Source organism: Pseudoalteromonas sp. BSi20439, assembly GCF_000241165.1.
Lineage (GTDB): Bacteria > Pseudomonadota > Gammaproteobacteria > Enterobacterales > Alteromonadaceae > Pseudoalteromonas.
The window spans coordinates 1-12,772 of record NZ_BADW01000013.1 but is presented as its reverse complement, the minus strand read 5'-3'; the positions used below and the strand labels follow the sequence as shown (position 1 = coordinate 12,772).

General features: G+C 39.7%; 11 protein-coding genes. 8 read left to right on the top strand and 3 right to left on the bottom strand.

All coding sequences use genetic code 11. The features are described 5' to 3' along the window. Position 1 precedes the first annotated feature (1 nt). From pdxA to P20439_RS01615, 5 genes are all read left to right on the top strand, one after another. The gene (gene pdxA / locus P20439_RS01635; RefSeq protein ID WP_008464119.1) at positions 2-994 is read left to right on the top strand and encodes a 4-hydroxythreonine-4-phosphate dehydrogenase PdxA; all 993 of its coding nucleotides are present in this window, start codon (positions 2-4) and stop codon (positions 992-994) included. Continuing rightward, positions 991-1,797 (top strand): 16S rRNA (adenine(1518)-N(6)/adenine(1519)-N(6))-dimethyltransferase RsmA, encoded by an 807-nt coding sequence (gene rsmA / locus P20439_RS01630; RefSeq protein ID WP_008113221.1) that lies wholly within the window; start codon positions 991-993, stop codon positions 1,795-1,797. Before pdxA ends, rsmA begins: the two co-directional genes overlap by 4 nt. Beyond that, a complete protein-coding gene (gene apaG / locus P20439_RS01625; RefSeq protein ID WP_008464117.1) occupies positions 1,781-2,170 on the top strand; it encodes a Co2+/Mg2+ efflux protein ApaG in 390 nt (129 codons plus the stop codon). The genes rsmA and apaG overlap by 17 nt, the downstream gene beginning before the upstream one ends. Before the next feature lie 15 nt (positions 2,171-2,185). Then, the gene (locus tag P20439_RS01620) at positions 2,186-3,004 is read left to right on the top strand and encodes a symmetrical bis(5'-nucleosyl)-tetraphosphatase (RefSeq protein ID WP_008464115.1); all 819 of its coding nucleotides are present in this window, start codon (positions 2,186-2,188) and stop codon (positions 3,002-3,004) included. 304 nt (positions 3,005-3,308) lie between these two features. Further along, positions 3,309-5,324: a methyl-accepting chemotaxis protein gene (locus tag P20439_RS01615; protein ID WP_008464113.1), complete on the top strand. Its 2,016-nt coding sequence runs from the start codon at positions 3,309-3,311 to the stop codon at positions 5,322-5,324. A gap of 452 nt (positions 5,325-5,776) precedes the next feature. Here P20439_RS01615 and rpmG read toward each other — a convergent pair whose 3' ends face one another. The 3 genes from rpmG to radC form a co-directional block, all read right to left on the bottom strand. Next, a complete protein-coding gene (rpmG, locus tag P20439_RS01610) occupies positions 5,777-5,932 on the bottom strand; it encodes a 50S ribosomal protein L33 (RefSeq protein ID WP_004587947.1) in 156 nt (51 codons plus the stop codon). Between the two features lie 11 nt (positions 5,933-5,943). Continuing rightward, the gene (gene rpmB / locus P20439_RS01605; protein WP_008464111.1) at positions 5,944-6,180 is read right to left on the bottom strand and encodes a 50S ribosomal protein L28; all 237 of its coding nucleotides are present in this window, start codon (positions 6,178-6,180) and stop codon (positions 5,944-5,946) included. A 274-nt stretch (positions 6,181-6,454) separates the two neighbouring features. Further along, a complete protein-coding gene (gene radC / locus P20439_RS01600) occupies positions 6,455-7,129 on the bottom strand; it encodes a DNA repair protein RadC (RefSeq protein WP_008464109.1) in 675 nt (224 codons plus the stop codon). Between the two features lie 141 nt (positions 7,130-7,270). Between radC and coaBC the strand changes: the two genes are divergently transcribed. The 3 genes from coaBC (at position 7,271) to P20439_RS01585 (ending at position 12,430) form a co-directional block, all read left to right on the top strand. Beyond that, the gene (gene coaBC / locus P20439_RS01595) at positions 7,271-8,464 is read left to right on the top strand and encodes a bifunctional phosphopantothenoylcysteine decarboxylase/phosphopantothenate--cysteine ligase CoaBC (RefSeq protein WP_008464107.1); all 1,194 of its coding nucleotides are present in this window, start codon (positions 7,271-7,273) and stop codon (positions 8,462-8,464) included. 223 nt (positions 8,465-8,687) lie between these two features. Then, positions 8,688-9,275, top strand: coding sequence for a nucleoid occlusion factor SlmA (gene slmA / locus P20439_RS01590; protein ID WP_008113236.1), 588 nt, complete (start codon positions 8,688-8,690; stop codon positions 9,273-9,275). 401 nt (positions 9,276-9,676) lie between these two features. Continuing rightward, positions 9,677-12,430 (top strand): prolyl oligopeptidase family serine peptidase, encoded by a 2,754-nt coding sequence (locus tag P20439_RS01585; RefSeq protein ID WP_008464094.1) that lies wholly within the window; start codon positions 9,677-9,679, stop codon positions 12,428-12,430. Positions 12,431-12,772 lie beyond the last annotated feature (342 nt).

The following is a 12,772-nucleotide window of genomic DNA, read 5'->3' as shown; positions in this document are numbered from 1 at the left end:
TATGACCTTAAGAATTGCGGTAACCCCAGGTGAGCCTGCAGGCATTGGCCCAGACTTGCTATTAAAACTGGCACAGCACAGCTGGGATGCACAGCTAGTAGCGATTGCAGATGCATCGCTACTAAAGCAGCGCGCTAAACATTTAGGTTTAAACATTAAGTTAATTGAATTTGATGAAAGCGCCGAAGCCATGCCTACAGCGGCTGGCAGCTTATACATAAAACAGATTGATTTAGCCGAGCCGGTTGAGCTGGGTGTGCTAAATGACGCAAACGGTCAATACGTATTAGACACACTGCGTATTGCCAGCGAAAAGAATATGGATGGCACATTTGATGCCGTTGTTACGGGGCCTGTTCATAAAGGTATTATTAACCAAGCCGGCATTTCTTTTAGTGGCCATACTGAGTACTTTGCTCAGCAATCAGGTACAGCCGATGTGGTTATGTTATTAGCCACCGAAGGTCTGCGTGTTGCCCTAGTAACTACACATATTCCGCTTGCGTATGTCTCTCGTGCTATTACGCAAGAGCGACTAGTTAAAGTGGCTAATATTCTTAATCATGACTTGAAAACTAAATTTGGCATTGAGCAACCACGTATTTTAGTCTGTGGCTTAAACCCACATGCCGGTGAAGATGGTCATTTAGGCCGCGAAGAAATCGACACGATTACGCCTACGCTTGACATATTAAGAGCTGAAGGGATGAACTTAATCGGTCCTTTACCAGCCGATACGTTATTTCAAGATAAATACCTAAATGAAGCCGATGCAGTGCTGGCTATGTATCACGATCAGGGATTACCTGTGCTAAAATACAAAGGATTTGGTAAGTCAGTGAATATAACTCTCGGCCTTCCATTTATTCGCACCTCAGTCGATCACGGTACTGCGCTTGATTTAGCCGGTACAGGCGATGCTGATGTTGGCAGTTTTGAATTAGCGATCCGCGAAGCAATTAAGCTCGCCCATGAAAAAGCACAGAATCAATGACCGATAAAGTACACTTAGGACACCGCGCCCGTAAACGTTTTGGCCAAAACTTTTTATTCGATGAGTCAATCATCGACAAAATCGTCACCGCTATCGATCCTAAACCGCAAGATAATTTAGTAGAAATTGGCCCAGGTCTAGGCGCTATTACCGAGCCTGTTGCAGATTTAAGTGGCCATTTAACGGTTGTTGAGCTAGATAAAGATTTAGCCCAGCGTTTAATTGAACACCCATTTTTAGGGCCAAAATTAACCGTAAACCAAGGCGATGCAATGAAGTTTGATTTTGCAAGCTTGGTTAAAGATGACAAAAAGCTAAAAGTATTCGGCAACCTGCCGTACAATATTTCAACGCCTTTGTTGTTTCACCTGTTTGAATTTGCCGATCATATTGAGCACATGCACTTTATGCTGCAAAAAGAAGTGGTAAAGCGCATGGTAGCAGGCCCTGGTAGTAAAACCTTTGGTCGCTTGAGTGTGATGACTCAGTATTATTGTCATGCGATGCCTGTGGTAGAGGTACCGCCTGAGTGCTTTAAACCGGCACCTAAAGTCGATTCTGCGGTTATTCGCTTAATCCCTAAAAAGGCACAGCAGCGCACCGCTAAAAGCGTTAAAATATTAAACACCGTTTGTTTAGAAGCGTTTAATCAGCGCCGTAAAACGTTGCGTAACAGCCTTGGCAACCTTCTAACCGCTGACGAATTAACCAGCATTGGCATTGATATTACTTTGCGAGCTGAGAGCCTGTCGTTACAACAATTTATTGATATAGCTAACTGGATTTATGACAACAAGCAGTAATATAGGATCACCTGTAAAGGTATCTGTAGAAACATTTTATGTAGAAGAGCAATCGCAACCTGAACTAGATAAGTTTGTGTTCGCCTACTCCGTTACTATAAAAAACCACAGTTTATGCAGTGCAAAATTACTTAGCCGTTATTGGCTAATTACTGATGCCAATGGCAAAGAAGTAGAAGTGCAAGGCGAAGGTGTGGTGGGTGAAACCCCAGATATAGCCCCAGGTGAAAGCTACAAATATACCAGTGGTGCAATATTAGATACACCGGTAGGCACCATGCAAGGGCATTACACTTTACGAAACGAGTTTGGTGCTGAATTTAAAGCACCCATAAACGTATTCCGCTTAGCCTGCCCTAATATCCTACACTGATAAAAACAGGTAACAATGGCCGACTACGCAATAGGTGATTTACAAGGCTGCTTTAACGAATTTAGTTTATTGTTAAAGAAAGTCGACTTTAACCCTAGCAAAGATCACCTATATTTAGTGGGTGATATTGTCGCTCGCGGCCCAGACTCTAAAGCGTGCCTTGATTATATTTATCAACATCAAGACAGCGTTAGCGTCACATTAGGCAATCATGACTTACACATGATTGCCTGTTATTTAAATAACGTTACACCTAACCCCAAAGACAAACTCACTGCACTGTTTAACAGTAGTAAACTGCCCCACTACATCGCGTTTTTACAAACTCAGCCTTTAGCGCTTTATTTAGAACAATATAATTGTTTTATTTCTCATGCAGGCCTTAACCCTGATTGGTCATGCGAGCAAGCCATTAAGCACGCTCAATTTGCGCAGCAATGCTATGGTGCTGATAACGCTAAGTTCTTCTTAAAAAACATGTATCAGCCTCACCCGCTAAAATGGACGGAGCAACTTGATGATGCTGCTAAATTTCGTTACATCGTTAATTATTTCACTCGCATGCGCTTTATTACGCCTGATAATTTGCTCGATTTTAATGCAAAAGAAGCAACAACAAATTCATCATCACTAATTCCTTGGTTTTCTCATCCTGCCATTATGAACGCTCAACATGACCTAATTTTTGGACACTGGGCAGCACTTGAAGGCAAAACGCCCTACAACCACCTTTATGCTCTAGACACGGGTTGCGTATGGGGTGGCTCAATGACACTAATAGAACTGCAAAGTAGGCAAAAATTTTCAGAAAAATCACAACTTTTGTCTAAATAAACTGAAAAAAGTTAATACATCTGTTAAGTTTAAGAGTGGATGTTAAATTGTATAATTACAAAACATTCACAATAATGTGTAAAAAATAGCAATGCTCTTATAATTGAGTTAAACATAGACAGTAAACGAGTGTTATTGCCTACATTATTTTTTATCTTTAATAAAAGACTTAGTTTGTAATTAAGTTTTGCGGTAAATTTAGCAACTAACTATTAACAGTAAAAATTAATTATTTTTAATTACTTAACTTATTGTTGAAAGCGCCGATAAGTTTTAATAGACGTATTTTTGAATGGAAAACCATATGAATCTAACAGTGAGTCAACGTATTTGGGGTGGTTTTATATTTATCACTTTATTACTTTTAATTATTGGCGGTAACTCTTTAATAAAAATAGCAAATATAGATCGTTCAACTCAAAAAGTTAATCAGCTATCGCTTCCTGCATTAAACAAGAGCGCTCAGTTACAAGCTGAATTTATTTTGATGAGTAAAGCCGCTCAAGCTAGTTTCCATATAACATCGGCTCAAAAACTCGCCACGTTAAAAGCGCAAATAGAAGAGCAAAAACAAATATTTAATAAATTGCACCGCGAACTACAACAAGTTGTTAAAGACGATCCACAGTTAAACAAAAGCAGCCTTGAAGTTGAAAAAACCTACCTGAGCTTTTCAAATATCATAAACAGCCTGCTTAAAGATAAAAACGCCCAGCTAGTGCTTAACAAAAAGCTCAAAGCGCAACTAGAAACCGTTGAGCTCGCGGCAGAAGACGCTAACTCTATGGTACTTGATATTATTGATATTGATGGTTTAGAGGATAATTACCCGCGCGCTTATCAAGCAGCTAATAATCTAGAAAATAACTTTATGTCCGTGGTTACCAGCAGCACCGACATGCTAACCGTTAAAACGCTTAACACGCTCGATATTATTAAAAATGAACAAGTGTATTATTTTGAAGAAGTGGTTCGTACTGTTGCATTAATACAACCCGCGATAGAGCAAAGCCATAGCGGCTTGTTTAACGACCTAAAAGGCTACGTAGATACGCTTGAAAGCAATATCTTAGGTAACGATAGCCTTTCAGCGAATAAAAAACGCCTTATTGATGCAATCAGCACAACTGAACGTGAATTAGAAGAATCGGAAAAAGCCACTAAAACAGCACTTAGCCAAATTGACGAATTAGTATTACAAGCAAGCGGCGTTGCATTTACTTTGCAAGAAGGCGTACGCAGCGATGTAAACTCAGCTAATTTATGGACTTGGATAGGTATGATCATTGCGACTATTATCGCTGTGCTTGTAGCCATCATTACTGTTAACCGTATTACTAAGCCATTAGCAGAAGTTAACCGCATTTTAGATATTGTTGCCAGTGGTGATATGACTCAACGCTTAGATGACAGCGCAAAAGATGAGTTTGGTGAATTATCGAAAAGCTGTAATACCTTAATTGATAGCTTACGTAGCTTAATTACCGGTATTATTTCACGTTCAACACAACTTGCAGCCGCTTCTGAGCAAACTTCAACAATTACCGGTGAATCAAGCAAAGCGATTAGTAATCAACAAGCGCAAGTAGAGCAAGCTGCAACCGCAACCACTGAAATGAGCAGTACTTCACAAACTGTAAGTAACAGTGCCCAACAAGCACTGAGCGAAATTAAAAATGCCGATAAAGAAGCTGAGCGTGTTAAAGGCATTTCAAATCAAAACAAAGCAACCATCGAACAACTCGCTTACGAAGTCGATGAAGCATCAAGTGTTATTAATAAACTACACAAAGATAGCGCATCAATTGGTAGTATTTTAGACGTTATTCGTGGCATTGCAGAACAAACTAACTTACTTGCACTTAATGCGGCCATCGAGGCAGCGCGTGCCGGAGAATACGGTAGAGGGTTTGCCGTGGTAGCTGATGAAGTAAGATCACTTGCAAGTAAAACACAAGAGTCGACCCAAGAAATTCAATCTATGATTGAATCACTACAGTCTGGCGCTGAAGAAGCAGTTAAAGCCATGGAAAAAGGTAAAGAACGTGCTGTTTCGTGTGTTGAACAAAGTGATTTAGCCAATAGTGCGCTGGATTCAATTACCCTTGCGGTATCACAAGCGCACAATGTCAGTGAAGAGATATCAACAGCAGCACAAGAGCAACAACAAGTATCACAAGAGATCAGTGAACGCTTAGAATCTATTGTTGCTATTGCAGAGCAAACAGCAGAAGGTGCTGTACAAACTAATATTTCAAGTTCAGAAGTGGCTAAGTTAGCCGAAGAACTAAGAATATCAGTAGAGAACTTTAAAGTATAAATATCGCACTGTAAGTAGCCCTAGGGCTACTTACAGCTCACACCCTAGTAAGTCATAGTAAAACACCCACTTCCTCATTAGGTATGCTTACACGCTCCACAATCTCACTCTAAATACACAACACTCAACTGCTTAGTCTGTAAAGTCATTTAATGCCCATACTCCTTATGTTTTCTTTGGTTATACCCATTCGCTTAATTAAGTGGTCTATTTTGAGGATGAAAAAACGTGTTGATAGCAAGGAAAAAAATTTGCTATTTAGTTGTTCTAAATGAGAATTTTTTAACGCAGATAGCGAAACGTTTAGCCCCGTAAAATAATTAAGTATGATTGCGAATTGGTATTAGATGGACATAATTACGGTAGGTATATTTTCGGTGGCTAATAGAGTGGATTTAAAAACAAAAAACCCAGCATAAGCTGGGTTTTTACATTTCTGAAAGAAAACTAAATTACTTGATTTTAGCTTCTTTGAAAATCACATGTTTACGAGCCTTAGGATCGAACTTTTTGATTTCCATTTTTTCAGGCATGTTACGCTTGTTCTTGTCGGTAGTGTAGAAAAAACCAGTACCAGCAGTTGAAACTAAACGGATCTTATCGCGCATAATTCAGTTCCTTAAACTTTTTCGCCACGAGCACGGATTTCTGTAAGAACCGTGTCAATGCCTTTTTTATCGATAATACGCATACCTTTAGTAGTAGTGCGTAATGTTACAAAACGTTTTTCACTTTCAACCCAAAAACGGTGTGTTTGTAGGTTAGGTAGGAAACGACGTTTAGTCGCGTTTCTCGCGTGTGAACGGTGGTTACCAACCGCTGGACGCTTACCTGTAACTTGACATACTTTAGACATGTCTATATATCTCCAATAACTTCGCTCGAGCTTAATTTTTCCCTAAGGCCATGTATTTGTGCCCTAGAGATAAATCGAAGGGCGCTCTTTATACAGCTTTTACAGGCAAAGATCAAATACTGATCTTATCCAACCAGCTCATGTGTAAATTTTATAGCGGCTAATTATAAAGATCGAATGCCCTTAGGGAAAGTAAAAACTGCATTTAAATTAAACTAATTTGCCAAAACACACTAAACCGCTCATTTTTAGCACATATCTGCGAGCGATAAACTTAAATAAGTCCCCGTTCAGCAAACGAAACACAATTTTCACCACCAATAATAATATGATCCAACACATTTATGTCGACTAATTGCAGTGCTTGGCATAATTTATTGGTAATTAACTTATCGGCCTGACTCGGTTCTGCAATACCACTTGGGTGATTATGTGAGAAAATAACCGCTGCCGCATTATTTTTTAACGCTGCTTTGACTACTTCACGCGGATACACACTGGCTGCGTTAATCGTACCATAAAATAAGATTTCATCTTTCAATAAACGATTTTGGCTATCAAGATACAACACCATAAACACCTCCTGCTGCAGCCCTCGCATTTGCAAGGTTAAATAGTCGTATACAGCTTGAGGGGAGTTAAAAACGGCATCGCGAACAAAGCCTTCTTGCATATAACGTTGACTCAGCTCAAGTACCGCTTGTAGCTGTACATATTTAGCTGTTCCTAGCCCTTTTTGCGCACAAAATTCATCTATGCTGGCATTAAACAAATTATGCAGGGTTTTATTTTCATTAAGCAGGTGCTGTGCCAGCTCTATCGCATTCATACCGGGTAAACCAGTACGTAAAAATATAGCCAATAGTTCAGCATCAGAGAGTGCCTTTGCGCCTTTTTCTAGCAGCTTTTCTCGCGGTCTGAGTGAATTAGGCAGAGAGGTTAATTGCATCGTTCATCCTTGAAAGCGGTCAGTATCATATAACTGTAATGCAAAATTAAAAATTAGCGCGATAAAACGCATTTTATCTTAGCTGTCACGCTCAAGATTTGTTATTTTAGCCAGCATATTTTATAAAATTGATGAACAACCATGATTAATTTAACAAATAAAAAAATAGTGCTGGGAATTAGCGGTGGAATTGCAGCCTATAAATGTGCCGAACTCGTAAGACGTTTAAAAGACCATGGTTGTGACGTTAAAGTTGTAATGACTGAATCAGCAAAGCATTTTATTACCCCGCTAACGATGCAAGCAGTCAGTGGTGAAATGGTGTCTGACTCATTACTCGACCCATCAGCAGAAGCTGCAATGGGACATATTGAATTTGCCAAATGGGCTGATTTAATTTTAGTTGCCCCTGCCACCAGCAATATTATTGCAAAAATGGCCGCAGGCATTGCTGATGACCTACTCACTACGTTATTGCTCGCAACTCCTGCAAAAGTAGCCATAGCGCCGGCAATGAATCAGCAAATGTACGCACACCTTGCAACGCAAGCTAATATAGCCACTTTAAAGGCGCGTGGCGTTGCTGTTTGGGGACCTGGTAAGGGTGAGCAAGCCTGTGGTGATGTAGGTGCAGGGCGAATGCTTGAACCGCATGAATTAGTGAGTTTATGCACTGAACCTGCGCAACCACAACTCTTAGCGGGTAAAACCATTACTATTACCGCAGGTCCAACCCGAGAACCTCTCGATCCGGTGCGTTTTATATCAAACCACAGCTCAGGAAAAATGGGCTATGCACTAGCACAAGCTGCTTTATCATTTGGCGCACAAGTTAACTTAATTTCAGGCCCGGTAACCATTACCGCACCGCAAGGGGTTAATTTAATTAATATAGAAAGTGCTGAGCAACTATTGCAAGAGTCACTCAATTACGCCCCTCAATCAGACGCCTTTATTGGCTGCGCTGCTGTAGCCGATTACCGCGCAGCAAATATCGCCACGCAAAAAATGAAAAAACAAGGCGATGAACTCACTCTTAGCTTAGTTAAGAACCCAGACGTTATAGCAGCAGTAGCAAACCTTACACAAAGCCGCCCTTACACTGTCGGCTTTGCAGCAGAAACGCAAAATGTTGCTAACTACGCTAAAGGGAAACTAACCAATAAAAACCTCGATATGATTTGTGCTAACGACGTATCGAAAAGTGATTTGGGCTTTAATTCAGAGCGTAACGCACTCACTCTTTACTGGCAAAATGAACAACTCGATTTACCTGAGACCAGCAAAACAGAAATAGCCATCAAAGTGATCGAGCAGCTTGCCAAACGATTATAAAAAGGCTGGAAACAAACTGAATAAAACATTAACATGATGACGCCTTGTGACCTTTTAGTGTAATTTTACTTCGCTAATATAGTTTAATGCTTGCGCAGTACCAGAGCTTCACGTAATACGTGAAAATACCGCCTTACTGGTTATTGCCCGCAGCAGCACTAGGCCGGTAGCTGTGTTATCGCACATTGATGTAGAAAAAATAACTATTAAAAAAGGAATGTTCATGCCTGCGACAAAAAAAAGTAATCGCAAAGAGCAAATACTGCAAGCACTCGCACAAATGTTAGAAACCAGCCCTGGCCAGCGTATTACAACTGCCAAACTTGCCGCAGAAGTTGGCGTATCTGAAGCCGCTCTTTATCGCCACTTTCCGAGCAAAGCGCGGATGTTTGAAGGATTAATTGAGTTTATTGAAGATACCCTGTTATCACGTATTAATCTTATTTTAGATAACGAAAAAGAAAGCAAAGCACGCGTATACAATACCTTATTACTGTTGCTAACGTTTGCTGAGAAAAACCCTGGCATTACTCGTATATTAACAGGCGACGCTCTACAAGGAGAACAAGAGCGACTTCGTGAGCGTGTACAGGGCTTATTTGAAAAACTAGAAACCCAATTTAAACAAATTCTTAGAGAGCGTAAGCTACGTGAAGGTAAAAACTTCCAAAGCGATGAGTTAACCCTAGCTAACTTTTTGCTTGCCTACGTTGAAGGTAAAATGAATCAGTTTGTGCGCAGTAATTTTAGTGCTCGCCCAAGTGAGCAATTTGAAAAACAATGGCCAGAACTTCAAAAAATTTGGTTATAAGGTTTTAGGTTTTAGGTTTTAGGTTTTAGGTTTTAGGTTTTAGGTTTTAGGTTTTAGGTTTTAGGTTTTAGGTTTTAGGTTTTAGGTAATCTTGCCAGCAAGGTTATTAAATTATTCTCCTATCATCAATTCCACATAAACTCTGTGTTCTTTTTATAAATTATATTTAAAAATTAATTTGAACACAGAGCAAAAAGTAAAAAATTGAAAACCACAATTAAACTTTTACTTCCCTAACTTTTTACCGATGCCAAACACCTCGCATCCCGTGGCCCGAAAATTTAACCTTTTATCATTCATTTTTCCCCTCTCATCTCTGCCTTGCTACCGCTTATCGTATCTACTCGAATTGTTATTAAAACTCGTTACAATAAAATAATGTTAAAAAACGAGAATCTATAATGAAAACACAACTCACTCTTATAGGCTGTGCACTTATTACCAGCTTAACGAGCGCCAGTGCCTTAGCAAATAAGCCATTAGAATTTAAAGATGTATTTGATTTTAAATCTGCAAAAGGCACACAGCTTTCTGAAAATGGTCAAATCCTCTCTTTAAGTGCAACCCCTTATCGCGGCAATGCCACTGGGCAAGTCTACTCGCTAAATAACAACAAGCTTATTGCTGAGGTAGAGCGAGGCACTCGCCCTACAATTAACAAAATGGCGAACTGGGTTGCATTCACTCAAGTGCCTACCCTACTTGAAAAAGAAACCACAAAGAAAAAAAGTGACTTAAAAAACAATTTAGTATTAGTGAATACCCAAACTGGTGAGCAACAACGTTTTAATGACGTAAAAGACTACGTACTTGCTAATAACGGCCAATGGCTTGCCTATCGCAAAAATGAAAGCACCGACGCGGATGATAAAACCTCCGACAACAATAGCGCTATCACTGCTGACAAAAAAGATAAAAGCTACCCGCTGGTTATCATCAACTTAAATGATAAGCGCACCCATACTCTTGAAAGTGCCTTCACCTATGATATTAGCGCCACCAGCGATCAGCTATTAGTGAGCCAAAGCTATGTGGATGGTAACAATAATCAAATTACTTTGTTTTCACTCGATGACTTCACCAGCACGGCATTAATTGATGAGCCGGGTGTGGTTGCCAGCAAAATAGCTTGGCATCCAATCAATAAGAGTGTTGCATTTACCTTAGGTAACTATGTGAACGATGATAAGCGCCGCCGCCAGTACGAATTAACGCTTTGGCAAAACGAGACGCTTACCACTGTGCATTCACCTAACCCAGAATGGTTAATGGGTAAAACCGCGACATTAACGTGGGCCGAAGATGGTACACGCTTGTACTTTGAAAACCGCCCAAAACTTGCTGAAAAAGTTAAACAAAAGGAATATACCGATGAGTCGTCACTGTATGACTTTGAGGTTATTCGCGACCAAAAAGGGTTAAATGTATGGCACAACAACGATGCGCAAATTAAACCTCGCGAAGAGCAGCAATGGAATAAAAACAATAAAAATCGACATTACACGGCGGTATACCATGTAAACTCGCAACAAGTTGTGCAGTTAAGCACACCAAATATGCCTGAGGTCGCACTTAATACTGAACGCGCGGATTCATTATTAGGTTACTCAAATTTAGCTCATCTTGAAAAAGTAATGTATGGCGGTTTTTTTGCTGACTACTTTGCTGTTGATATAAAAACGGGTAAACAAACCCCTATTATTAACGACTACCCATTTAGACCAAGCCTTGCGCCTAATGGTCAGTTTGCTGCTTACTTTGATAATAACCAAGTACAGCTTAAAAACTTAGGCAATAACAAAGTGAGCGTACTCAGCAAAGCGGTTAACGCCACCTTTGCCGATGACAAACACGATTACCCATCTAAGCAGCCTGGCTATGGCTTTGCTGGCTGGCTTAACGATAGCAGCGAAATACTGGTTTATAGCAAATACGATATTTGGTCGTTTAATGTAAATACCAAACAAGCCAAACGCTTAACTAATGGTAAACAAAATAATACTCAGTACAGAGTGATCACACTTGATAAAAGCCAAGTGGGCTTTAACAGTAAGGATACGCTGCTGCTCTCTGCAATTAACTTACAAAGTAAGCAAAGAGAAGTTGCTAAACTTAATTTAACAACGCTTAACGTTACTAAAGTACTCACAGGCAATAAACGCTTTGATGTAATTAAAAAAGCCAAAAATGCCGATAAATACTTATTTACTGAGCAAACCTATCAGCAATTCCCTGATATTTACCAAACTGACTTTAGCTTTAATAAGCCACAAAAGGTCACGAACTTAAATCCACAAGTTAATAACTTCGCGTGGGGCCAAGAACCTGAACTTATAAGCTATAAAGGCTTTGATGGAGAAGATTTAAAAGGGGTATTAATCAAACCGGCGGGCTACAAAAAAGGCGATAAAGTACCGGTTGTGGTGTACTTTTACCGCTATATGAGCCAGCGTATGTACGACTTCCCTAAAATGGAATTAAATCATCGCCCTAACTTCCCAATGTTTACATCAAATGGCTACGCCATCTTTTTACCTGATATTCGCTTTGAAATAGGTCACCCAGGTAAGTCGTCAACGCAAACCATGATCAACGCCACCCAAAAGCTGATTGATTTAGGCATTGCCGATCCTAATAAAATAGGGTTACAAGGCCACTCATGGGCTGGTTATCAAAGCGCGTTTATGATCACCGAAACTGATATGTTTAAAGCTGTGGTATCGGGTGCGCCAGTGTCTAACATGACCAGCGCCTACAGTGGCATTCGCTTAAAATCAGGGCTTGCTCGCCAATTTCAGTATGAAACAGGGCAAAGCCGTATTGGTAAAAGCTTATTTGAAGCCCCAGAGCTTTATATTGAAAACTCGCCAGTCTTTTTTGCCGATAAAGTAAATACCCCTATTCTGATTATGTTTGGTGATAAAGATGATGCTGTGCCATGGCATGAAGGCGTACAGTATTACTTAGCCCTGCGCCGTGCGGGTAAAGATGCCACTTTTTTACAATATGAAGGCGAACCTCATCACTTAAAAAAGTTTCCTAATCAGGTCGATTTTTCGATTCGTATGATGCAGTACTTTGATCATTACTTAAAAGGCAAACCCGCCGCAAAGTGGATGAAAGAAGGCGAAGCATTTATACAAGAGGAAAAATAAATGATAAAAACCCCGATAGATTTAAGTCTATTGGGGGTTTTATAATTTATTACTACCCACTTTATAATAAATAGACAATACTGAATTAACTAATAATTATTAAGTCGTTATTTGATGCTACATTTTTGGTATAAAGAATTTCCGCAATACCCTAGAGATCATAAGGATTACTGGCGAACACGCTTAATTGCACACTCTTTATTAATCTGCTGCTGCTACTTTTTAATTTTAACCTTACTAAATGTTTTTTATTTTTCGAGTTACGATATTGCACTTATTGATGCCTTAGGACTAATAGCCTCATTAAGTATTTGTATATGGTTTAATAAAACAGCTCAGGTT